General features: G+C 40.4%; 20 protein-coding genes and 1 riboswitch. Of the genes, 16 read left to right on the forward strand and 4 right to left on the reverse strand.

Annotation, left to right across the window (positions count from 1 at the left end; genetic code table 11):
- Positions 1–55: 55 nt before the first annotated feature.
- From BHU72_RS08170 to guaD, 9 genes are all read left to right on the forward strand, one after another.
- On the forward strand, positions 56–1,207 hold the full coding sequence (locus BHU72_RS08170; protein WP_069702142.1) for a baeRF3 domain-containing protein: 1,152 nt from the start codon (positions 56–58) through the stop codon (positions 1,205–1,207).
- A 740-nt stretch (positions 1,208–1,947) separates the two neighbouring features.
- Positions 1,948–3,294 carry a DEAD/DEAH box helicase gene (locus BHU72_RS08175; protein WP_069702143.1) on the forward strand — a complete coding sequence of 449 codons (1,347 nt, stop codon included), beginning with the start codon at positions 1,948–1,950 and terminating at the stop codon, positions 3,292–3,294.
- Between the two features lie 117 nt (positions 3,295–3,411).
- The gene (locus tag BHU72_RS08180; RefSeq protein WP_069702144.1) at positions 3,412–5,028 is read left to right on the forward strand and encodes an ABC-F family ATP-binding cassette domain-containing protein; all 1,617 of its coding nucleotides are present in this window, start codon (positions 3,412–3,414) and stop codon (positions 5,026–5,028) included.
- Positions 5,029–5,223: 195 nt separating this feature from the next.
- The gene (locus tag BHU72_RS15865; protein WP_176720441.1) at positions 5,224–5,382 is read left to right on the forward strand and encodes a hypothetical protein; all 159 of its coding nucleotides are present in this window, start codon (positions 5,224–5,226) and stop codon (positions 5,380–5,382) included.
- A gap of 98 nt (positions 5,383–5,480) precedes the next feature.
- Positions 5,481–6,065 carry a nucleotidyltransferase family protein gene (locus BHU72_RS08185; RefSeq protein ID WP_069702145.1) on the forward strand — a complete coding sequence of 195 codons (585 nt, stop codon included), beginning with the start codon at positions 5,481–5,483 and terminating at the stop codon, positions 6,063–6,065.
- Between the two features lie 27 nt (positions 6,066–6,092).
- Positions 6,093–8,219, forward strand: a complete 2,127-nt coding sequence (locus tag BHU72_RS08190) for a xanthine dehydrogenase family protein molybdopterin-binding subunit (protein WP_069702146.1) — start codon at positions 6,093–6,095, stop codon at positions 8,217–8,219.
- Entirely contained in the window at positions 8,191–8,670 is a 480-nt protein-coding gene (locus BHU72_RS08195; RefSeq protein WP_069702147.1) for a (2Fe-2S)-binding protein, read from the forward strand. The genes BHU72_RS08190 and BHU72_RS08195 overlap by 29 nt, the downstream gene beginning before the upstream one ends.
- Positions 8,661–9,578 (forward strand): FAD binding domain-containing protein, encoded by a 918-nt coding sequence (locus BHU72_RS08200; protein ID WP_069702148.1) that lies wholly within the window; start codon positions 8,661–8,663, stop codon positions 9,576–9,578. The genes BHU72_RS08195 and BHU72_RS08200 overlap by 10 nt, the downstream gene beginning before the upstream one ends.
- Complete coding sequence (gene guaD / locus BHU72_RS08205) at positions 9,579–10,877, forward strand: guanine deaminase (protein ID WP_069702149.1); 1,299 nt, start codon at positions 9,579–9,581, stop codon at positions 10,875–10,877.
- Between the two features lie 30 nt (positions 10,878–10,907).
- On the opposite strand, the gene BHU72_RS08210 is transcribed toward guaD, so the two are convergent.
- On the reverse strand, positions 10,908–12,125 hold the full coding sequence (locus tag BHU72_RS08210; RefSeq protein WP_069702150.1) for an EAL and HDOD domain-containing protein: 1,218 nt from the start codon (positions 12,123–12,125) through the stop codon (positions 10,908–10,910).
- A gap of 86 nt (positions 12,126–12,211) precedes the next feature.
- The gene (locus tag BHU72_RS08215) at positions 12,212–13,414 is read right to left on the reverse strand and encodes an MFS transporter (RefSeq protein ID WP_218076116.1); all 1,203 of its coding nucleotides are present in this window, start codon (positions 13,412–13,414) and stop codon (positions 12,212–12,214) included.
- 171 nt (positions 13,415–13,585) lie between these two features.
- On the opposite strand from BHU72_RS08215, the gene cspD reads away from it, so the two are divergent.
- The gene (gene cspD, locus BHU72_RS08220) at positions 13,586–13,786 is read left to right on the forward strand and encodes a cold-shock protein CspD (RefSeq protein ID WP_069702152.1); all 201 of its coding nucleotides are present in this window, start codon (positions 13,586–13,588) and stop codon (positions 13,784–13,786) included.
- Between the two features lie 228 nt (positions 13,787–14,014).
- Complete coding sequence (locus BHU72_RS08225) at positions 14,015–14,995, forward strand: C39 family peptidase (RefSeq protein WP_176720442.1); 981 nt, start codon at positions 14,015–14,017, stop codon at positions 14,993–14,995.
- 158 nt (positions 14,996–15,153) lie between these two features.
- On the opposite strand, the gene BHU72_RS08230 is transcribed toward BHU72_RS08225, so the two are convergent.
- Positions 15,154–16,350 (reverse strand): L-lactate MFS transporter, encoded by a 1,197-nt coding sequence (locus BHU72_RS08230; protein WP_069702154.1) that lies wholly within the window; start codon positions 16,348–16,350, stop codon positions 15,154–15,156.
- A 189-nt stretch (positions 16,351–16,539) separates the two neighbouring features.
- Positions 16,540–16,639: riboswitch (purine riboswitch) on the forward strand.
- A gap of 158 nt (positions 16,640–16,797) precedes the next feature.
- Here BHU72_RS08230 and BHU72_RS08235 point away from each other — a divergent pair.
- Both BHU72_RS08235 and BHU72_RS08240 read left to right on the forward strand, forming a co-directional pair.
- Complete coding sequence (locus BHU72_RS08235) at positions 16,798–17,388, forward strand: xanthine phosphoribosyltransferase (protein WP_069702155.1); 591 nt, start codon at positions 16,798–16,800, stop codon at positions 17,386–17,388.
- A complete protein-coding gene (locus BHU72_RS08240; protein ID WP_069702156.1) occupies positions 17,381–18,916 on the forward strand; it encodes an NCS2 family permease in 1,536 nt (511 codons plus the stop codon). The genes BHU72_RS08235 and BHU72_RS08240 overlap by 8 nt, the downstream gene beginning before the upstream one ends.
- A gap of 201 nt (positions 18,917–19,117) precedes the next feature.
- Here the strand turns inward: BHU72_RS08240 and BHU72_RS08245 are convergent, their stop codons facing one another.
- Positions 19,118–19,621, reverse strand: coding sequence for a nitroreductase family protein (locus BHU72_RS08245; protein WP_069702157.1), 504 nt, complete (start codon positions 19,619–19,621; stop codon positions 19,118–19,120).
- 175 nt (positions 19,622–19,796) lie between these two features.
- Between BHU72_RS08245 and BHU72_RS08250 the strand changes: the two genes are divergently transcribed.
- The 3 genes from BHU72_RS08250 (at position 19,797) to BHU72_RS08260 (ending at position 23,263) form a co-directional block, all read left to right on the forward strand.
- Positions 19,797–20,651: a response regulator gene (locus BHU72_RS08250; protein WP_069702158.1), complete on the forward strand. Its 855-nt coding sequence runs from the start codon at positions 19,797–19,799 to the stop codon at positions 20,649–20,651.
- Positions 20,652–20,788: 137 nt separating this feature from the next.
- Positions 20,789–21,976: a dicarboxylate/amino acid:cation symporter gene (locus tag BHU72_RS08255; RefSeq protein ID WP_069702159.1), complete on the forward strand. Its 1,188-nt coding sequence runs from the start codon at positions 20,789–20,791 to the stop codon at positions 21,974–21,976.
- 180 nt (positions 21,977–22,156) lie between these two features.
- Positions 22,157–23,263, forward strand: a complete 1,107-nt coding sequence (locus BHU72_RS08260) for a type III polyketide synthase (protein WP_069702347.1) — start codon at positions 22,157–22,159, stop codon at positions 23,261–23,263.
- Positions 23,264–23,327 lie beyond the last annotated feature (64 nt).

Raw genomic sequence — 23,327 nt, forward strand, 5'->3', positions numbered from 1 at the left:
ATAATTAAAGACGATTAATTAGAATCTACTAGTTGTTGAGGGGGAAATAGATAAAATGGCTGTATTTACTCGAGAAAATATAAAACAATTGATGGGTCATGGTGATAAACTTTGTATTTCTATTTATTTGCCAACAGGCACTACGGGGGCTGAAGGTAAGCAAGGGCAAATCCGTCTGAAAAATTTATTAAGACAAGCACAAGACCAAATGATAGAAAATGGGTATAAGAAACAAGATATTGAAGGATTAACGGAACCTATTCAAACACTTATTTCAGACACACTATTTTGGAGCTACCAACGTGGGGGCTTAGCAATCTTTTTAGCGGAAAATGTGTTTGAATATTATCAAGTTCCGTATGAGTTTGAAGAGTTGGCAATCATTGCTCAGAACTTCCATCTTAAACCGTTGATGCCATTGTTCGTAGAAGATGGAACGTTTTATGTCTTGGCATTAAATCAAAAGCACGTGAAACTACTTGCCTGCTCAAGATTTCTGCATTATGAAATACCGTTAGAGGATGTACCGACAAGCTTAGAAGAATATTTAAAATACGATGATCCGGAAAGGCAATTACAATTCTCTTCCTTTAACCCTGCGGGGGGCGTGGGGAGAAGTGTTGCTTCTTATCATGGCCATAGCTTGAGTGATGAAGAGAAGACAAATTTGCTGCGCTTTTTCCAAGAGATTGAAAAAGGTGTGCGAAAAACGCTGCAAGACAGTCGGTCCCCTTTAATACTGGCAGGAGTTGAATATTATCTGCCTATGTACAGAGAAGCGAACCAATATTCTACTGTGATTGAACCGGGCATAGTTGGAAGTGTAGAAGCTTTTTCGAACGATGAACTTCATGAAAAAGCATGGGAAATTGTGGAATCTTATTTTCAACAAGCGCGTGAAGAAGCATTATCGAAATATCAAGAAATTGTTGGTACTGGAAGAACATCAACGGATATAAAAGAGATTGTTTTGGGAGCCTACACAGGAAGAATAGCAACCATGTTCGTGGCGAGCGGAAAGCAGCAATGGGGAAGGTTTGATAAGGATACAAGTGAAGTGATTCTCGAAGATCAATCAACCATCGAAAATCAAGATTTACTCAATGATGCAGCAATCCAAACCTTTTTGAACAATGGAACGGTATACGTAGTTTCAGAAAAGTTAGTGCCTGACAATAAAGAAGTAGCCGCGATGTTCCGATTCTGATGCCCGGCGTAATACTTTAGAGTCAACAAAAGCGATGCAGAGAACTTGCATCGCTTTTGCAAATAATATATATACGTGTATATAAATACATCAAGATTCACATGAAGTGTTTTTTATAATGCCTTTTTGAATTCAAGCCCAGGTACAGACTAGTGAATAATAACCATTGACTAACGATGCGCTAAAATTTATAATTTACCACTTGTAAAATAACCGCATTTGGTATATACTAAAAGCAAGAAAACAGCAATAACTTCTTAAGAGACTCAACCATAAAAAGTTAAGTTCCGGTATGAAAAGATCATAAATAGTGTTTGATCGATTATGCTGGAAGCATTTAATGACCATCTCAATAGATGGTTCCCTATAAGGGATGAAGGTTGGTTTAGTCTTAGAATGGATTTGCGGAACTGACTGCCCATCAGGTAATTCTGAAAATGGTATGTGTAAAGTGAAGTAAAGTAACCATCAAGTAACTAAAGGTAACGATGATTCTAAATGAAACATGTAATGTTTGCTCGTGGATAGAATCGTAAGGTTTAGAGGCGAGTTATAAGCCCTGATGAGTGATGGTTGAGTCTCTTAAGAAGTTATACCATAGTTCAGCAAAAGAGTATGCTTAGAATCGAGCATACTCTTTTGTTTGCGATTAGCATTTTCAACTTCTAGGTATGAATTGTCTTTTTCTACCCAAAACTGTATACTATGGGATAGCTTATGATAAAGAAAGTGGGTGTCAAATGCCAAGAAAATTTTCGGATTTAGGTATTCGACGGGTTCTTAATGAAGAATTACATAAACAAGGGATTACGGAAGCTACACAGATTCAGGCGGAAACAATTCCGCTGTTGTTAAAAGGGAAAGATGTCATTGGACAGGCACAGACAGGCACTGGGAAGACACTAGCATTCTTACTGCCAATCCTTGAACGCATCAATACGAAAAAAGATGCAATACAAGCCTTAATTATTACTCCTACGCGAGAGATAGCAATTCAAATAACGGCTGAGTTAAACAAGTATATTGATCACGTGAATGCCAAGGTTTTGGCTTGTTATGGTGGACAGGATGTGGAAAGACAAATTCAACGTCTGCGTTCTCGTCATATTGTAGTAGGGACGCCAGGTCGATTATTAGAGCATGTGGGACGTGGCACGATTAAATTATCGGATGTATCGATGGTTGTACTTGATGAAGCAGACCAAATGCTACACATGGGTTTCTTGCCGGATGTAGAAGAAGTCATTACTAAGACATCGTCACGCAGACAGACAATGTTGTTTTCGGCAACGATTCCTAAAAATGTACGAGTTCTAGCGAAAAAGTATATGAAGAAACCAACGTTTGTTCAAGTCCAAGAAGGTAAGAAAATCACACTAGATGACATTCAGCAAGTCATGATTGATACGACAGAGAACAAGAAGACGGATCTGCTTTGCGAGCTTATCGATAAGTATCGTCCGTATCTTGCGATTGTATTTTGTGGGAAAAAGGAAAAAGCAATAGAAGTAAATAAAGAGTTAGCAGAACGCGGCTATGAATGTGACGAATTACATGGAGAATTGAGCCAATCGAAACGTCAACAAGTCATGAAGCGTTTTCGTGACGCGAAGCTGCAAATCCTTATTGCAACCGACATTGCGGCACGCGGGCTAGATGTGGAAGGTGTCACACATGTATTTAGTTACGATATACCGCGGAGCACGGATTGGTATATTCATCGAATTGGGAGAACAGGTCGAGCTGGGGAAAAAGGAATGGCTATTACTTTTGTAACCCCTGATGATGTTGAAAAGCTCCAGAAGATTGAAAAAGGCATTGCGAGCAAGTTAGAGCGCCGAGATAAAGATGGCGAAACAATCATTAAACCAACGGTAAAACGGACGTATCAGCGTGGTGAAGGTAAAGCTTCTCCAGATAAAAAGAACGCTAAAGGCGGTAAAGCCCGCGGTTCAAAAACTGGCTCTGTAAAGGGCAATAGAAGTACCACGAAAGCATCAGGTAGAACGGCTGCGAAAAGCAGTTCAAGGACTGCAAAAACGTCAAGAATATCTAGAACATCAACAACACCAAGAAAACAATCATAAAGAAAACTTAGTGGCAATTATTTCGAAGCTTAGCGGCTCTTATCTCCGACGTACAAAAGTGGGAGTATCAATAACGCCGCTGAGATTAAACATGGGTATATGGAGGCAGAGTAATCAATGATAAGTACAGTAGGAATCAGTCTTCAATATGGGGGACGCAAATTATTTGAAGATGTAACAATTCAATTTACGGATGGAAATTGCTATGGTTTAATCGGTGCTAACGGCGCTGGGAAATCTACGTTCTTAAAGATATTATCTGGGGAAATTGACGCGAATAAAGGGGAAGTAATCTTACCTGCGAATTCACGCTTAGCTGTCTTGAAACAGAACCACTTCGAGTATGAAGAGGAAGAAGTATTGAAGACGGTCATCATGGGTCACCATCGTTTATTTGCAATTATGGAAGAGAAGAATGAATTGTACGCGAAGGAAAACTTCACAGATGAAGACGGCATTCGTGCTGCTGAGCTTGAAGGAGAATTCGCTGAGCTTAACGGTTGGGAAGCAGAATCAGAAGCGGCAATTTTACTATCCGGTTTAGGGATTACAGAAGACTACCACGATAAGAAAATGAAAGAGCTAAGCGGATCTGAAAAAGTAAAGGTTCTACTTGCACAGGCGCTTTTTGGTCGTCCTGATGTACTGCTGTTAGACGAGCCGACGAACCATTTAGACTTAAAAGCGATTGAGTGGTTAGAGAACTTCTTAATGAACTTTGAAAGCACTGTCATTGTAGTATCCCATGACAGACACTTCTTGAATAAAGTGTGTACCCATATCGCTGACGTTGATTTTGGGAAAATTCAATTATACGTAGGAAACTATGACTTCTGGTACGAATCAAGCCAGTTAGCATTAAAAATGGCAAGAGAACAGAACAAGAAGCAAGAAGAAAAGATTAAAGAGTTGCAAGCATTTATTGCGCGTTTTAGTTCAAACGCATCGAAGGCAAAGCAAGCAACTTCTCGCAAAAAGTTATTAGACAAAATTACCCTAGAAGACATTAAACCTTCTACTCGCAAATATCCGTACATTGATTTTAAATCAGAACGTGAAGCTGGAAATGATTTAGTGCGTGTCGAAGGAATTAGTAAAACAATCGACGGAGAAAAGGTCTTAGACAATATCTCGTTTATCGTGAATAAGGGAGATAAAATTGTTCTTACAGGTCCTAATGAATTAGCGAAAACAACTCTGTTCAAAATCCTTATGGGTGAAATCGAACCAGATAGTGGTACATTTACTTGGGGGATTACGACCACAAGAGCATATTTTCCAAAGGATAACTCGGAATATTTCGAGGGCGTGGATTTGAACTTAGTGGATTGGCTACGACAGTACTCAAAGGATCAGTCAGAGAATTACATCCGTGGTTTCTTAGGCAGAATGCTATTCTCTGGGGAAGAAGCACTTAAGAAAGCGAGTGTCCTTTCTGGAGGAGAAAAAGTACGTTGCATGCTCTCTCGAATGATGAATAGCGGAGCTAACGTATTGCTATTGGATGAGCCGACGAACCATTTAGATCTAGAATCAATTACAGCCTTGAATACGGGCTTAACAAAGTTCAATGGGACACTTTTCTTCACATCCCATGACCGTCAGTTTATTGAAACGATTGCAAATCGCATAATAGAAATCACGCCAAAAGGAATTATCGACAGACAATGCTCGTATGAAGAGTTCCTAGGGAATGATGATTTACAAAAGCAGTTACAATCGATGTACCAGTAATAGCTAAATCTCAAAAATCAAAACGCAACTCTTAAGATTCAAAACTCAAGATTCAAAACTCAAGATTTAAAAATAATAAAGGGCTAGGCAGTTCGCTATTCTATATAGTGGATGCCTGGTCTTTTTGTGCGTCACGGCATCTAAAGCATTTACCGCGCTTTTTATCACATTCATTAGGAGGAATTTCTATAGAAAATGAAGAATATATGTAGTAAACAAGTATGGCAAGTAGGGTTAACTATGGAACAAACGTATCAGGCAATTGTGATTGAAGATAATCAAGATACAGGGGAACTGATTGTACGAGCTCTTGCTAAATCGGGTATTCAGACCATTCACTTTTGTCGATACTAAGGGTGCCATCGATATCTGTCCGAAACGATAATGCTCTCGAAACTCATGTGCGGTTATATAACGTAAGAAGTAAGGTCATACTTATTAGGAGGCGCTAAATGAAGGTTGAAGGAGTCATCTTAGCTGCAGGTCTTTCGAGTCGAGCCATCGTGTACAAGATGGAACTTGACTTTGGTGGTAAAACTCTGATTGAACGGAGTATTGAGGCGATTTATGATCTGTGTGACCAAGTAATCGTCGTCGGTGGGTACAAGATTGAGGTCATTAGAGAGTTAACGAAAAGGTTTTCCAGGGTGAAAGTAGTAGAGAACCCTGCATATGCAAAAGGTATGTTTACTTCAGTCAAGGCGGGCCTAGTGGCAACAACGGCAGAGAAAGTGCTGTTTACTCCAGGAGATTACCCGTTGATAACCCCGAAGACATGTGAGATAATGTTACATAAAGAGGGAGAGGTCGTCGTTCCTTTATGGAAAGGGAAGAAGGGACATCCGATTGTATTACGCCGGTCACTTATCAATGAAATTTTATTGGAACCGGATGACTCCAATTTGAAAGCAATTTTACGGCGCAAGATAGCTGCTTTTGTGGATGTAAATGACCCTGGTATACTCATCGATATTGATACCATGAGTGACTATAACAATATCATAGAACGGTATAAAGATTTCTTTCAGCATAAATAATTGCGTGCAGCAAGAGGAGAGACGAAGATGACGGTACGAACATATAGTTCATGTATTAGCAAACCGATTCCGAAGCTGGATAATCATTCGAAATTAAGTGGGTCAGCAAACTATGTTGCTGACTTATGCTTTGAGGGCATGTTATTTGCAAAGACAATTCGATCAACAAAAGCGAAAGCTAGAATTATGCATGTAGAAATTCCTCCATTGCCTGAGGGCTATTATGTGATTGATCGACACGATATCCCTGGGAAGAACATTGTTAAGATGATCTATGAGGACCAACCGTTTCTAGCGAATGAAATTGTCAACTATGTAGGGGAGCCGATTCTCTTAGTTGTCGGTCCTGATAAAGAGAAGATACTTTCCATTACGCAAGCGATTACTATTATTTATGAGGAATTACCAATGGAGCAAGCGCCATTTGTCGAATATACCTACAAGAAGGGTAATGTTGACACGATATTTGGTGATGCTTCATATGTGATAGAAGATGAATATAAAACGGGTTATCAGGAACAATTATATATCGAACCCCAGGGCGTTATTGCAGTGCCAGAAGGGGGCCGTATGTACATTTACGGTAGCTTGCAATGTCCGTATTATGTAAAAGATGCTGTAGCCCAAGGATTAGGGTGGGAAGGCGATCGAATTTCCGTCAATCAAACAGTCATTGGTGGAGCGTTTGGCGGAAAAGAGGATTATCCATCGATCATTGCAGGTCATGCGGCATTTGCTGCGCAAAAGACTGGCAAGCCTGTACAGCTGATTTTCGATAGAAATGAAGATATCATTTCGACGCCAAAGCGACATCCGTCTGTGATCCGATATAAGACAGCCATTAATGAACGAAAACAGATTTTAGGCATGGTTGTTGAAGTGGAAATCAATGCCGGCGCATATTCAGGATTATCGAATGTCGTATTGCAGCGCTCAATGTTTGCTGTCACTGGTGTATACGACATTCCGAACTTATATGTAGAAGGTAAGGCGATGCGGACCAACACTGTACCTTCTGGCGCATTCCGCGGTTTTGGTGCACCGCAATCTTTCTTTGCAATCGAGCGGCACATGGACAATGTTGCACGGAAGTTATCGATTGACCCTTTAGAGTGGAAGCAGAAGTATATGGCGAAGCAAGGGGGTTCTACGGCGACGGGAGGAACCTTTATCGATCCTATCAAGCTACCAGAAATGATAGAGATGGTCGATCAAATGGCGAACTACTCTAGCAAAAGAAAGAGTTATGAGCAGCAAAATGACAGAGTATGGCGTGGGGTTGGCATGTCGTTATTTTTACATGGCTGCGGTTTTACGGGTAGTGGAGAACAAGACTACATTAAGGCAAAGGCCAAGCTACGTAAGAGTGCAGACGGTACAGTAGAGATACTGGTTGCAAATGTGGACATGGGACAGGGGTTAAAAACTACGTTTTCCAAAATTGTTGCCCAAGCATTGGAACTACCAATTGAACAAATAATTTATGAGAATCCTAACACAGATCGTGTGCCGAACTCCGGACCTACAGTTGCATCACGCTCTATTATGATTGTCGGAGGATTACTAGAGCGAGCAGCAATAGAGTTAAAGGAACGTTGGAATGAGTCAGATATCGTAGAAGTGATGAAACAATATCGCCAGCCGGAGCACATTCGTTGGAACGATGCTAAGTTTGAAGGAGATGCGTATCCCACATATTCTTGGGGAGTCAATGTCGTAGAAGTAGAAGTCGACCCTGTAACCTATGAAGCTACCACAAAAGGGGTATGGGGAGTTTATGATATAGGTACGGCGATTGATGAACGAATTATTATGGGACAAATCGAAGGTGGAGTCGTACAGGGGCTAGGATATGCATCAATTGAAGTGATGAAGGAAAAGCAAGGTCAACTTTTACAAAAAAGCATGACTGACTACAAGGTGCCAACCGTCAAAGATGTACCAATCATAGAAAGCAAATTGATAGATAACTACTATGGGGCAGGGCCTTTCGGAGCGAAGGGTGCAGGGGAATTAACTTTGATTGGAGCGGCCCCGGCATATGCTCAAGCTGTAGAACAAGCGATAGCAAGACACGTTACACAAATCCCTATCACGCCGGAATATATCATGGAGGTTATAGAAGATGAAACTGCCGATACAGATCTCAATTAACCAACAGCAAATGACGCTACATGTGGACCCATTGAAACGGTTAATCGATGTATTACGTGAGGAATTAGCGCTTATGGGTACGAAAGAGGGTTGCGGTGAAGGGGAATGTGGTGCTTGCTCTGTATTTGTGGATGGTAAATTAGTGAATGCTTGTCTAATGCTGATGGGGAACCTTGACAAGGCAGAAGTCCTTACCATCGAATGGTATAAGCACACGGAGCGGTACAAAATCCTTGAAACAGCATTTGTGGAAGCAGGAGCAGTACAATGTGGCTTTTGTACACCTGCTATGATTATGGCGGCAGAAACGTTATTGAAGATATGTGCGAAACCAACGAAAGAACAAATTAGAGATGCAATCTCAGGCAACATTTGTCGTTGTACAGGATATAACATGATTGTCGAGGCGATTTACCAAGCAGGACAAAAGGGGGAATTCGCATGGAAGTAACGGAGCTACGAAGCCACTTACCGAGAACCCTAGCGGAAGCACTAACGATTCGTAAAAATTGTAGTGCCATTCCTTTTGCTGGTGGAACGGATGCGATCGTTCAACGACGTACTTGGGCTGGAGTGCCTGTGCAATTCCAGGCAGATGTGCTGTTCTTGCAGTATATACAGGAGTTAACAAAGATGGAGATAGAAAAAGGGCAGATTCAGATTGGCGCTATGGTAAAGCTAGCGGATTTAGCAGAGTATGTACTTGCAAATCCGCACCTTCTACCGCATGTGTTAGCCGAGATCATTCAAGAGATGGCATCCCCCGCAATACGCAATATCGGTACAATTGGCGGGAATATTTGCAACGCCTCCCCGGCGGGCGATTTATTTCCATTTCTGTATGCTATGGATGCGCAGGTTGAAGTTCAATCGTTGGCAGGTACACGAGTTCTGCCTATTAATGAATTCTGGCAAGGCCCGCGGAGAATCCAATTAGCATCCGATGAACTACTGACGAAGGTGATAATTCCGTATGCAGGTAAAGCAACTTATGAAGTTGAGGCGGGTTCTGCGTATAGAGAAGATTGGACAGTTCAATACTATAAAAAAGTCGGTACAAGGAAAACGGAGACCCTTTCCAAGCTTTCGTTCCTAGGGCTAATGAAGCTATCGGACAATGGGCAGATGATTGAAGATGTGCGCATTAGCTTTGGTGCCGTTGCGCCTGTCGCAGTGCGGTCGATTGCAATCGAACAAGGTCTCATTGGTCTATCGGTAGCACAAGTGAAGGATCAGTTGGACAGCATATTGAATCAGTATGAACCTTTAATTGCACCAATTGATGATCAACGCTCTACTGCAGCATATCGGAAAAAGGTAGCTTTACGTATTTTACGACACTTCCTTAAGGAGCTATAGATGTTAAGAACAGAGAATACTCATCTTCTCAAAGGGAACTTTATTTATACACCCACATCCCAAGAAATACAGTATTTCGAAAATGCTTACTTAGTCTGTGTAGAGGGCATTGTTCGTGGTATTTATCAGTCTAGCGATGAATTACCAGAGTCAGTTAAGGACTTGCCAATAGAGGATTATTCGAATCACTTGGTGATTCCTGGATTTGTTGATTTGCATGTACATGCTGCCCAATACTATCAACGGGGAATTGGACTTGATAAAGAATTGATTGCTTGGCTGGAAGAGTATACGTTTCCTGGTGAAGCGAAATTTGCAGATGAACAATATGCAGAGCAGGTGTATCACGAGTTTATCACACAACTACTGCGTCAAGGGACGACCCGCGCAAGTATTTTGGCGACGATTCATAAGCATAGCACGGATTGTTTATTTCAGATTGCAGAAGACATCGGCATGCATGCGAGAATTGGCAAAATCAACATGGATCAAAACTGTCCAGAGTTTCTCCGCGAGACTACAGAACAATCGTTAATCGACACGGAGGAACTGATACTTGCCCATGGGCAGAATAAGTATGCGAAACCAATCATCACACCGCGTTTCGTGCCAACCTGTTCGGCGGCATTGCTGCAAGGACTTGGCGAACTTGCTAAGCAATATCAAGTGCCAATCCAATCTCATTTGTCAGAAAATCGTGATGAAGTCCGTTGGGTGAAAAGTCTATATCCAAATGCGGTATCTTACGGTCATGTCTATCATCAATTTCAGTTGTTCGGACATAATCCTACATTGATGGCCCATGGTGTATATCTTGAGGAGCAAGAAATTGCGCTAATGAAGGAACAACAGGTTATGATAGTGCATTGTCCAGAAGCGAATTTGAATTTAGCAAGTGGCATTATGCCAGTAAAGAAATTGCTTGAGCAAGGGCTAGCGATTGGACTTGGAAGTGATGTCGGTGCAGGGCATAACCTATCTATGATGAAAATTATGGTTCAAGCCATGCAGAGCTCGAAGGCTTTACAAGCGGTACAGAATCAATTAACAGACCAAGCAACGAAGGTAGCACTTTCGCTGTCAGAAGTCCTGTATATGGCTACAAAGGGGGGGGGGCGCTTCTTTGGGAAGGTTGGTAGTTTTGAAGAAGGATATTGCTTTGATGCCATTGTAATCGATGACCGTAATTTAGGGCCCCAGAACATTCCATTGTCGGACCGATTACAAAGGCTTGTGTATATAGGAGATGATCGTAATATCGTGCAACGGTTTATCGATGGAAGAGAAGTGCGGATTTAAGCTGACATCTATTCGGTAGATTCGCAAGGATCAGTTTAATTGGTCCATAACTTCATTCACCCAATCAATTGCTTCGAGGTAAATATCAGGAAGCTCCTGATTCTGAATTGGAATAGTCGCTATTAAAGCTGACAGGTGATGCCAGTCGGCTTTTTCTATTGTCAAAATAATGTCTAAGATAGTACGGAACTGATTTTCTTTTCCTAGTAGACAGTCTTTCACATCTTCTGATAGTGGAAGATCACTGATAGCCTCTTCCATCGGTTTTTGTAGCAGCACATGGACCATCGACAATAATCCCATTAAAAAACATTCGGATTTCCTTTTCTGCAAGTTTATTTTTGACGATAGGGACTCAGCTATTCTGGCCCGGATTAAGCACGAAGTAATCATTTCGTTTGAAGAATGATTGGCTAAATCTTTTAGTGCTATAATGGAGACCCATTTACGGATTTCGCGTAGACCTAGCAACACAACGGCATGTTTAATCGATGTAACGGTGCTTTTGAGTCCAAAGGCAGCAGAATTTATAAGTTTTAATAACTTGTAAGAAAGGGATAAGTCTAATTCTATATTTCTTGCGATACGATCAACGTCTGGCTCTGATGCACTTAATTCTTGGAGAAGTTGAAGGTAGCGGAAATTGCTCACTGGCACATCGCTACTGGTTAAGATAACAGGCTTACTGAAAAAATATCCTTGGAAGAATGTAAATCCCATCGATAGAGCTTGTTGAAATTGCTCTCGAGTTTCCACTTTTTCTGCAAGAAATTTGACCTTCCTAGAGCTAAGGCTGCGCACGATATGGAGACGATCAAGTGCTGATGTACTGAGGAAATCAATTTTTACAATGTCCGCCACTTCGACTAATGGGTATAACCTTTTTTGTAGGACAAAATCATCAAGGGCAATCGTATAGCCATGCTCCTTAAGTTTCTTACATACTGCAATGATTTCATCCGTTGGCTCTACGTTTTCAAGGATTTCCACAACAACATGTTCATGTGGGAACAAAAAAGGAATCTCTTTAATGAGTAGATTTTCGGTAAAATTAATAAAACACTTCTTACGGTTCGATATGCGGTCGATTCCAATATTTAAGAAGCTATTGATAATGACATCTGTAGTCGCTTGATCACCATTGACGTTATCATAAAAGTTGTCTTCTCCACTACGATATAACAATTCGTAGGCAACTACCTCTTCTTTTTCTGTAAAGATTGGCTGCCGTGCGACAAATACGTTCATAGGCTGTACACCTCGTATACTCAAGATAGTTCAAGATATTAAAAGATATTAAAAGATTTTTTTAAGATATTCTTACTATAACATAGCTATTGGTTCAAGCGTTGAAACTGAAAGGTTCTGTTGGCGTAAAGCGGTATAGATGCGGCAATCACGAAGATTCCGAACAAAAGCATAGAAAAGGACAGTCCAAGATAACTCCCAGTAATTCCGAAAATCAATGAGCCACTAGCTACGGAAACATCGATTGTACTTTCTTGAATTGATAAAGCCGTTGCTCGTAATTCCTCTTTTACTAAATCTACTAGCCATGCAATGAGAACCAACAAACCACCAGAGAAACCAAAACCAGCAAACATACTACTTATAAATAGTGAGACTGGAGCATAAGGTAGAGTAAAAAAAGCAAGGAAGCCTAGTCCGAACAGGATCATACAAGGCCAGACGACTATCAATCGCCCAAAGCGATCGGATAATTTTCCAACAGAAAGATTGGCAACAATCCCGGCAAGCGCGAAATATGTAAAAAATACTCCAGGGTTTTGTAATTGAGTCACACTAGAAATATAAATCGCGGCAAAGGTTAACAATGCTCCGTATCCAGTAGACAATATGGCGATACCGAGATACACAGGGTATGTGTTCGGTTGCTTTAAAACTGTTTTCATCCACTGTAAGGAATGTAGTTCTTGTGACCTTTGCGCTGGCCTGGCAGTAAGGATTGAAATGAAGAAAACACCAATTAAGCCGATAGCAAAGCTAGCAAGAAACCAAGTAGTATAACCCCATTGATTGATAATCCAATATCCTAGCGCAGGTCCTAATAGCAGACCGAAGGAATGAACCGTACGATACACGCCTAAGTATACTCCTAGCTTTGCGGGAGGCGCTATGTCAGAAACAAAGGAACTGCCACTCGAAAAGAATGCAGCTAGCCCAATGGCGTGATAGACGCGGGCTAAAGTTAATGTCGTAAAGTCATAGCTAATCGCAAATAACAGTGGGGCAGTAGCAAAAGCAATCCCACTAATTAATAAAGGAAGCTTCCTGCCGTGGCTATCTGCCATAGGCCCGAGATACATTCGCAGAATGACAGCAGCCAAAAAATATATCGTTGCTTGTAAACCAGACAAGAATTCATTGCCACCAATAGTTAATAAATATTGAGGGAGAATGATGACAGAAGATGAAAAATTCATCATAAAACTTAAAGTAGCCATTAGGAAAAAACCAAGATTAAAAAAATGCCTCTTAGACTGTGTCAAAGATGATTCACCTCGTATAGGAATCATTGTAACAAGTTTGTACTTTAAATTCCACTGTTTTCCTATTCGGAACATTCTTTAGTAAAAAGCATAGGAGAAAGTTGACATTTTATTTTAAAGGTGATTTAATAAATATAAGGCGTATGTAGGTACATAACCGAAAGAAACGCTTATCAATTTTTTGGAGGTTTTATCGTAATGCAAAAAGGTAAAGTTAAATGGTTTAATGCAGAAAAAGGTTTTGGTTTCATCGAAGTTGACGGAGGAAGCGATGTATTCGTTCACTTCTCAGCAATCACTGGTGACGGTTTCAAGTCTTTAGACGAAGGTCAAGAAGTTGAGTTTGAGGTTGTTGAAGGACAACGCGGACCTCAAGCTGCTAACGTTGTAAAGTTATAATTTGAAACTACAATAGTGAACTCGAAAACGACCTTTTATGGGTCGTTTTTTTCATGTAGTTTATTAATTGTTTGATAGGATTCCATGGCATTCCATTGTCTAAAAAACAACAATCAGGTAGAATGAAAATATCAATGGAATGATGTAATGGATTAGATTGCATCCAATATCAGATAATTATAGAAGAGAAACGTGGTGTAGCCAATGCAATATATACAGTACAATCCAATGCATTATAAGGTACGCTTTTTAATCGTTGGACTTTTGATTTTTGCTCTCTTAATCATTCCTTCGCCACTGGTTTATGGTGCACAACCCGCAGACCCTAAGTCGTTCCCTGTCATGAATCAGCATCCAGAATTGCCAACGGGTTGCGAAGCTACGGCAGCAACGATTTTGTTCCATTACCATGGAAAGCTTGTATCTAAAGCCGAAGTGGCTCGGAAGATTCCAGTAGAGCCTGTGCCGCAGACGATTGGCGATAGAGCTGTTGGTGGCGACCCGAAGAAGGGTTTTGTAGGAGACCCATTTAGCTCCAGTGGGTTTGGTGTGTATCATCAACCAATGGAAGCATTACTTAACGAATATTTCCCAGGGAAAGTTGTGAATCTTTCGAAAGAGCCTTTTCAATCCGTACTGGAAGAAGTACGTAAAGGTAACCCAATGATTATATGGGTAACGATTGGATTAGCGCCGACAGAGATTTCGCATTTTTGGTGGACTGAAGAAGAGCATCTAATTCAATGGAATAAGAATCTGCATACCGTAGTATTGTTCGACTATGATGAGAATTTTGCATATGTGAGTGACCCTTACACTGGGAAGATAGAATCTTATCCGAAGAATCTTCTGGAAAGACGTTGGCTTGACTTAGGTAGTAGAGCCATTGGCATTGATTTAAATCGACAACCATCAGATGTAAGCCCTGGCCAGGATGGGACGAATAATAGTGGTAATATTAGCAATACTGATTACGAGCTTGAGCGCCAGAGAATCGTGAAAGAAGCACAGTTAAAGAAAGATCCTAAACTGCAAGCGATTGAACAAGCTGCACAAGAAGGGTCTAAACCGAAGAGTAAGCTTCCGTTGTGGTTGTTTATTGGAGCGGCGGCAATCTTGCTCATTTCATCAACGATTTTGTTAATCATTACATTGAAAAACAGAAAAACCGCTAAACAAGAAGTGGCGCCAACAAAGGAAGAAGATTAATAAGCAAAAACGACTCGCTATGAACTGCACCCCAATTGTTAGACAGACCTAATAATTGGAGGTGCAGTTTTTATTATTTTACCTTGTATGCAATTATAGAATCACCTTGTGTCCTTAGAACTTGGTGTTGTCGGTTTTTTATCGGAGTTGCAGAGACGCTACTCTGTTGCCGGTCTCTTATCGAGTACTGGATTCATAAAGAATAACAGGCCGCCGGCAATGAGGCATAGTACGGATGCAACCATAAAAGCATCTAAAAGATCAAAGTACGTGGCTAATATTGGGCCAGCAAAGGCAGCAAGCCCATACGCTTGATACACAATTCCATAATTCATACCCAGATTTCTAGTACCATAATAGTCAGCTGTCTTTGACGGGAATAACGCGAGGAATCCGCCGAAAAAGAAGCCAACTAACGATACATTAATTAAAAATGAAAAATATGTAAGCTGAACCGAATTCATGTATAGCATAACGAGAGCGGTCAATAAATAGATAAGGGTAATCGTAAACTTTCGCCCTAGGCGATCGGAAATGATGCCCCAAATAATTCTTCCTGCTGCATTTAACAATGCGATGGTGATAATCGCGTTCCCTGCCGTGCTGGCATCTAGCCCTACCAACGTAACCCCAATATCAACGGCAAGACTAATGACGAGTAAGCCAGTCATACACCCGATGAAATAAATAATCCAAATCATGTAGAACTGATGAGTCTTCAACATTTCCACCGTTGTATACTCTTGTTTGATAGTGATAGCAGTAGAGTTCCTACCGTCTGGTACGAAGTCAACCGGTGGGTTTACTAAAAACTGTGAGCCAATCACAATGGCGATGGCATAGATAATGCCGAGATAGAGGAACGTGTCCATAACCCCTACATTTTCAATCAAGCTAACAATGATCGGTTTGAACAGCAAACCGCCTGCACCAAATCCTGCTACGGCAACACCTGTAATCAGTCCGCGCTTGTCAGGAAACCATTTCACGCAGGTTGCTAGTGGACAAACATAGGCAGCGCCAATCCCTGCTCCACCTACAACGCCATAATAAAAGTACAATTGATAAATCGACGTAGCAGTACTTGCGAGTAACAATCCAACACCAAGTAAGATTCCCCCACCCATTGCCACAAGACGTGGACCAATACGATCCTGCAGCTTTCCAGCTATAATAGTGAAAAAGGCAAACGTAGCTATCGTAATCGAAAACGTTAATACAACATCTTCGCGATTCCAGCCAAATGCCTCAACGAGGGGCTTGTTGAACAAACTCCATGCATAAACTGCACCTAAACACAATTGAATGAGTACAGCGCCAAAAACTACACTCCATCGATTTCTGATTTTAGTCATCTTTAGTCTCCTCTTGATGCAAAGGCTTTGGGCCTTACATATAATGCCTTTGCAATTATACAAAAAAGTTGGAAAAAGGAAAAGAGATTCCATTGATTTTTTCTAGAAAGTAAGGTTATAATGTTTTTTATTTACTTCTACTACATTTGTTTAACTGTAGTAAACGTGCAAGAGTCGTATGAATAACAAAATAAATAAAAAATATTAACTCATATAATAGTGGGGATATGGCCTGCGAGTTTCTACCAGCTACCGCAAATAGTTGACTATGAGTGAAATGATTGATTTTTAAGTGTATGATTATTTGTCATCGAGACTTAGAATGATGTCTTTTTCACTTTTGAAAAGGGACATGCATGCTGGGTCTTTTTCAATATCTGTTTTTACTAGTTTTCCAATGGAAACCATAATTATTAGGGAAAAATCACAAGACGTGGGGAGAAACGCATGAAAATATTACAAGAGAAAATTCTGCAGGACGGTATTGTTTTATCGAATGATGTGTTGAAGGTAGATTCCTTTCTGAATCACCAATTAGATCCGTTTTTAATGGCGGAGATTGGAAAAGAGTTTGCGTCAAAAGTAAAGTCAGGAAAAAAGATAACAAAGATTCTAACGATTGAGGCATCGGGAATTGCGGCAGCACTGATGACGGGCATTGAATTGGGTGTTCCTGTAGTGTTTGCAAGAAAAAAGAAATCAATCACGATGTCTGACCAGAATTATGTAGCGCAGGTATACTCTTTCACTAAGCAAGAATCAAGCGATATCACTGTCTCTAAAAGGTTCATTACACCAGAGGACCATGTATATATCATTGATGACTTCCTCGCACGGGGGGCAGCCTCTTTAGGCCTTGCTTCCATCGTGGAACAAGCAGGGGCAAGTCTAGCTGGAATCGGTATTATCATCGAGAAAGCCTTCCAAGAAGGCGGTAACAAGCTAAGGGAAGCAGGCTATCCTGTATATTCTTTAGTAAGAATAAAGAGCCTGAAAAATGGCGTAGCAGAATTTATGGAGGAGGAAGAGAATGAGTAAGCAAGTCAATGTACATTATCCGTGGTTTAAGAAACAGGATACGGACGCGTTTTTTGCTTTGTTCCAAAATAACTTAGCAAATTTCGTAGTCATCGCTACGGCTATGTTAGGCATGGGGTTCCCGGCAGAAATCGTATTTGGTAAGGTGATTCCGGGGGCAGCAGTAGCGGTAATTGTAGGGAATTTATATTACGCGTATTCGGCGAACCGCCTAGCGCAAAAAGAAAATAGAGCAGATGTTACGGCACTATCCTATGGGATAAGTACTCCTGTGATGTTCGTGTTTCTATTTGGGGTTCTACTTCCAGCGAAAAACCTTACAAACGGTGATTTTGATTTGGCGTGGAAAATTGGTTTAGCAGCATGTTTCTTAAGTGGTCTGATTGAAGTATTAGTTAGTGCTTCAGGAAAATGGTTAAAAGATAACCTTCCTAGAGCAGCAATTTTAGGAGCATTATCTGGTGTTGCCCTTACATTCATTGGTGGGGAAATGTTGTTCAAAACGTTAGATATGCCGATTATTGGATTATTAGTGTTAGCAATTATACTTGTAGGATTATTAGGAAAAGTATATATGCCGTTTAAGATTCCGGCATCATTATTTGCAATTGTAGTAGGTACTGCGTTAGCGTACTTATTAGGAGCAGCAGACACGAGTAAGATTCAAGCAGGACTTGACCAAGTAGGTTTTTACCCAATGCTACCAACGTTTGCTGTATTTACAGGATTTGAGTATTTATTCGGAGCTTTGATTGGGTTACTGGCTGTGATTCTGCCGATTACCCTTTACAATGCGATTGAAACTATGAATAACGTGGAAGCGATGGCGGCAGAGGGAGATTCATATGACGTCAGAGAGTGTCAAGCAGTAGATGGCGTAGGTACTATGGTAGGAGCATTATTTGGTGGCCCGTTCCCGACAACTGTATATATCGCATCTGTTGGTTCGAAATGGATGGGAGCAGGTCGTGGATATAGTATTTTAAATGCTTTAGTGTTTGGTCTGACCGCTATGTTTGGCTTAATCGCAGCAATGTCAGCAATCATTCCTATCGCAGTTGTTGCACCGATTCTAGTATTCGTAGGTGTGTCGATGGTTGCGACAACGTTCCAGAGCAATGCAACGAAGTATTATCCGGCAGTCGTAATTGCTGCCTTACCGTATTTTGCAAATTATATTATGTCGAGGTTCAACACGGCGGCAGGAGAAGCAGTGAATAATATTTCTTCAGGGCTTGTACCATTAGGCCAAGGGGCAATGTTCACGGGTATTATCCTAGGTGCCATCACTGTATTCATTATCGATCATAACTTTAAGAAGGCAGCAATATTTAGTGTAATAGGTGCGGGATTATCCTTTATCGGATTAATGCATGCGCCGAAGTTAGCGATAGGGGCGGCTAACGATTTTACCATTGGATATATGATTATGGCAGTATTCTTCTTATACTTTACTTTGAAAAAGCCAGAGCATTTCCAAACAACATCACCACAAGTTGATAAAAGTAGCTATACAGAAGTTGAATAAACATAATTAAGATGAATAATGAGTTATAAGTAATAAAGCTATAACGAGAACTTGGGTAAATAAAAAGGTAGAATAATACACGGTATCAAAAACAAAGTAACAAAACAAAAAACAAGGACAAAGTGCGAATGCTAAACGCTTTGTCCTTGTTTTCTGTCGATTAGTATATAATTACCACTCGTTTAATTGTCTCTTAGAATATTACCAAGTATCTGAATGCACGCGAGCATCGTTATATCGATCTGCAGGAGGCTTAGTCTCCGCTGGGTGTCCAATTGGAATGACTGCTAAAGGAATCACATGCTCAGGAATATTCAGCAATTTACGGAAATCCTCTGCTTTTGCAGATTCTTCTGGATAGATACCGACCCATACTGCACCTAGACCTAAATCTTCTACAGCAATCAAGATGTTCTGAATCGCTGCAGAGCAGTCCTGAACCCAATACCCCTTATAGCGTTCTATTGTAGGATCACCACATACCACAATTGCTAACGGAGCATCCTTCATCATGTTGGAATACGGATGAATCTTCGGAATTTCGTTAAGGATTGAGCGCTTTCTAATCACAATAAAATGCCACGGCTGCTGATTGCCGGCGGAAGGCGCACTCATAGCTGCTTTTAGGATGGATTGCACGTCTTGCTCTGAAACATCCTGCTTTGTGTATTTTCTAATACTTCTTCTCTTTAAAATAGCCTCCATATGTATTACCTACCTTCCTTTGTGTACTTATTATCATTATATGAAATACTAGAGTATACGTAAAATAATTATGTGTATTTTAGAGCGTAATCTAGAGTTATCAGATCGGACTTATAGTATAATATGACTACAAGTTTCTTTACATTATTATTTCAATAGAAGGGTGATTGCCTATATGAAAAAAATTATTATCCTCGACCCGATTAAAATGGCACGTGACCGTGTACGCGCAATCACGGATAAGCATCAACACTTATTATTAGAGGCGGAAAATGTAACGCGTTTCTTTGATTTACTAACAGAGACTCGGTATGATGTGGACCTCGTCATTGTTGATGTGCAGGTAGAAGAAAATGGTTTTGATGTCATTTCCAAGCTAAAAGAAAAAAATCCTCTCGTCCCAGTGGTAGTCGTTACAGGCGAAACCAACCGAAATGCATTTATAAAAGGCATTCGCGCTGGTGCGGAAGATTATATATTAAAACCATATGAAGACTTCGTTTTGGAACAGAGAATCGTTAAGATTTTGGGTACTATTAATCAGTCTTTAGATACCTTTGCTCAATCGGTTCAAGCGGTGAATCTTTCACTCGATCAATACTTGCGTGGAGAGATTCGAAAGGCTCAAAAGGCAAATATTTCATTATCGATAGTCTTAACAACATTTTTTGCTACACAGATGGATTATAACGACAAAGTTGAACAAAAATATCGTAAGCGCAGTTTATATTTGTATGAACAGTTGAAAAAAGTATTTTGGGAAACTGATATTTTTCTTCCTTACGGTTCCCAAACATTTATTGGTATCTTCCCTTTTTGTGATCCTGAACACACGCATATCGTCAATGATAAAATTCATGCTAAATATCTGGAAATACTAGAAATTAATGAACAATATCGAGAGTTTGCCGTAGAAAATTCATGGGTTTCTTTTCCAGAGGATGGAACCACACGTGAGAATCTCCTTGATACGCTCATTGAGAGAGCTACAAACGCAATGCGAAATAGGAAACATAGGTCAATTATATAAACCAATAATAGAATATTCAATCAATTGTGTATTTTTGGAATACTCTTTTAAATTGCATTTTCTCCTTTTTTATGAAGAATATATAGTATAGGACATTTTAACATATTAAATCATCAACGAATGAAAGGGAGAAGAAAATGCAAAAATTTGGTTTATTGCCGAGGTTGATTCTTGCAATAGTTCTGGGTATCGCTTTAGGGGCTTACGCACCAGAGTTTATTGTGCGTATTCTCGTTACGTTCAATGGCATTTTTGGTAGCTTTTTAGGATTTATTATTCCTTTAATCATTTTAGGATTCATTGCTCCAGGTATTGGGGAGCTAGGAGCTCGTGCAGGGAAAATGCTAGGTATTACAGCAGGGTTAGCTTATGCATCGACAATCATTGCTGGAACACTTGCGTTTTTCGTATCATCATTAGTTCTACCACAAATGATTGAAGTTGGTAGTTTCTTAACATCAGGAATTGCTGATGCAGAAGCGGCTAATGTAAAACCTATCATTGAGTTAGCGTTCCCTCCAATTATGGGTGTAATGACAGCTCTATTATTAGCGTTTACATTAGGACTAGGTATTGCAGCAATTCAAGGCGACACATTACGTAAGTTCATGAATGATTTCCAAGAAATTGTGAAAAAAGTCATTACAAATGTTATTATTCCGTTACTTCCAATTCATATTATGGGTATCTTTGCAAACATGACGTATGGTGGCAAAACAGCTATGATTCTATCTGTATTTGCGAAAGTTTTCGTTATGATTGTTTTATTACACATTACGTATCTATTGATTCAATACACGGTTGCTGGTTCTGTTGCTGGAGCAAATCCATTCCGTTTAATCAAAACAATGCTTCCTGCATATTTCACAGCGATTGGAACCCAATCGTCAGCGGCTACAATTCCAGTTACACTTCGTCAAACAAAGCGTAATGGTATTAACGAAGACGTAGCAGATTTTGCAGTGCCATTATGTGCTACCATCCATTTATCAGGGAGTACAATCACATTAGTAAGCTGTGCAATGGCAGTTATGCTATTGAATGATATGCCTACAACTTTTACGGCGATGTTCCCGTTTATTCTTATGCTTGGTGTTACAATGGTTGCAGCGCCAGGTGTTCCGGGTGGGGCAGTTATGGCTGCATTAGGTTTACTTGAGTCAATGCTAATGTTTGACCCGACTTTAACAGCATTAATGATTGCCTTATACCTTGCACAAGATAGCTTCGGAACTGCTGGTAACGTAACTGGGGATGGAGCATTAGCGACAATCATCAATCGTATTTCTGGCCACAAGCTGGAGAAAGTAAGCGAAGAAGTATAATACGATATCGAAGAAAAGTAAAATATAGATATTTTGGCACCGATTGACTTCATTGTCTGTCGGTGTTTTTTTTGCACCTTCTTGTCAAAAAATATTTACGCAGAAGCGATGAATATTCACTGTATATCCCTTAATAGACTTATATATAGACAGCTAAGTACGTTTAAGGGGGAGTATACTATCGCACAGATACTATCGGTTGGTTTAAGTAATCCGCCTTACGAGGTCACACAAGATACAACCAGAAGCTTTGTGAAAAGATTGTTTTCAGAGCACCATGCAGATATCGAACGTTTACTCAGCATTGTGCAAAATGGTGAGATAGACAGGAGATATGTATCGGCACCACTAGCGTGGTTTGATAAAGAGCATACCTTTGAAGAGAAGAATAAATTATTTATCGAGATGGCAACCCATCATGGAATAAAAGCCATCGATGCTTGCTTAAATGCCAAACATTTTATTCGTGAGTCCATAGGATATCAAGAGATAGATGCGATTTTCTTTATTACTAGCACGGGGATAGCAACACCAACGATTGATGCGAAGATCATGAATCATTGCGCATTCTCACAACATACAAAACGCATCCCGATATGGGGCATTGGTTGCGCGGGTGGGGTATCGGGGGTCTCTCGAGCATATGAATATTGCAGAGCATATCCAGCAGCGAATGTCTTGGTACTATGTATAGAATTATGTAGCCTAACATTCCAGAAGAACGACTATTCGAAAAGTAATTTAATTGGTGCATCGCTTTTTGCTGATGGGGCGGCCTGTGTACTTGTTTCGGGAGAGCGCTCTAAGCTAGTAGAAAGGGAAAAGAGTACACAGAATAGCACTAACAAGGCCCACCCACGGATTTTAGACACAATGTCCACCTTTATGCCGGATTCTGAAGATGTCATGGGCTGGGACGTTCGGAATAACGGATTGTACGTAATCTTCTCTAAAGATATCCCGACAATTATTCGTAGCTGGTTAAGTCCGAATGTAGAGAAATTCTTAAATCGCCACTCTTTAAAATCTGATGATATTCAGCACTTTGTAGCCCATCCAGGAGGAAAGAAAGTCATTGAAGCATACTATGAAGCTTTGTCTTTACCTTCTGATAAAACATTGCCATCACGTACGATTCTTCGAAATTACGGCAACATGTCATCGCCTACAGTGATATTCGTCTTGGAATCGATTATGAATAGTAGTGCGAAGGAAGATGATTTAGGCTTAATGCTTGCACTCGGACCAGGCTTTAGCTCAGAATTGATTTTATTAGAGTGGACCTAATAAAGAAAGTAATATTAGAATGGTATAGAAATTAAAAGGCAACACTAGGATTAAAAATTTGAAA

This window comes from Desulfuribacillus stibiiarsenatis (genome assembly GCF_001742305.1).
In the GTDB taxonomy this organism is placed as follows: domain Bacteria; phylum Bacillota; class Bacilli; order Desulfuribacillales; family Desulfuribacillaceae; genus Desulfuribacillus_A; species Desulfuribacillus_A stibiiarsenatis.

Bases quoted from the DNA above. Each gene is read 5' to 3' on its own strand.
- BHU72_RS08225 (WP_176720442.1), top strand. From the start codon at position 14,015: ATGCATTATAAGGTACGCTTTTTAATCGTTGGACTTTTGATTTTTGCT.
- BHU72_RS08235 (WP_069702155.1), top strand. From the start codon at position 16,798: ATGAAAATATTACAAGAGAAAATTCTGCAGGACGGTATTGTTTTATCG.
- BHU72_RS08230 (WP_069702154.1), bottom strand. From the start codon at position 16,350: ATGACTAAAATCAGAAATCGATGGAGTGTAGTTTTTGGCGCTGTACTC.
- BHU72_RS08210 (WP_069702150.1), bottom strand. From the start codon at position 12,125: ATGAACGTATTTGTCGCACGGCAGCCAATCTTTACAGAAAAAGAAGAG.
- guaD (WP_069702149.1), top strand. From the start codon at position 9,579: ATGTTAAGAACAGAGAATACTCATCTTCTCAAAGGGAACTTTATTTAT.
- BHU72_RS08200 (WP_069702148.1), top strand. From the start codon at position 8,661: ATGGAAGTAACGGAGCTACGAAGCCACTTACCGAGAACCCTAGCGGAA.
- BHU72_RS08215 (WP_218076116.1), bottom strand. From the start codon at position 13,414: ATGATTCCTATACGAGGTGAATCATCTTTGACACAGTCTAAGAGGCAT.
- BHU72_RS08185 (WP_069702145.1), top strand. From the start codon at position 5,481: ATGAAGGTTGAAGGAGTCATCTTAGCTGCAGGTCTTTCGAGTCGAGCC.
- BHU72_RS08250 (WP_069702158.1), top strand. From the start codon at position 19,797: ATGAAAAAAATTATTATCCTCGACCCGATTAAAATGGCACGTGACCGT.
- cspD (WP_069702152.1), top strand. From the start codon at position 13,586: ATGCAAAAAGGTAAAGTTAAATGGTTTAATGCAGAAAAAGGTTTTGGT.
- BHU72_RS08195 (WP_069702147.1), top strand. From the start codon at position 8,191: ATGAAACTGCCGATACAGATCTCAATTAACCAACAGCAAATGACGCTA.
- BHU72_RS08255 (WP_069702159.1), top strand. From the start codon at position 20,789: ATGCAAAAATTTGGTTTATTGCCGAGGTTGATTCTTGCAATAGTTCTG.
- BHU72_RS15865 (WP_176720441.1), top strand. From the start codon at position 5,224: ATGAAGAATATATGTAGTAAACAAGTATGGCAAGTAGGGTTAACTATG.
- BHU72_RS08190 (WP_069702146.1), top strand. From the start codon at position 6,093: ATGACGGTACGAACATATAGTTCATGTATTAGCAAACCGATTCCGAAG.
- BHU72_RS08180 (WP_069702144.1), top strand. From the start codon at position 3,412: ATGATAAGTACAGTAGGAATCAGTCTTCAATATGGGGGACGCAAATTA.
- BHU72_RS08245 (WP_069702157.1), bottom strand. From the start codon at position 19,621: ATGGAGGCTATTTTAAAGAGAAGAAGTATTAGAAAATACACAAAGCAG.
- BHU72_RS08240 (WP_069702156.1), top strand. From the start codon at position 17,381: ATGAGTAAGCAAGTCAATGTACATTATCCGTGGTTTAAGAAACAGGAT.
- BHU72_RS08170 (WP_069702142.1), top strand. From the start codon at position 56: ATGGCTGTATTTACTCGAGAAAATATAAAACAATTGATGGGTCATGGT.
- BHU72_RS08175 (WP_069702143.1), top strand. From the start codon at position 1,948: ATGCCAAGAAAATTTTCGGATTTAGGTATTCGACGGGTTCTTAATGAA.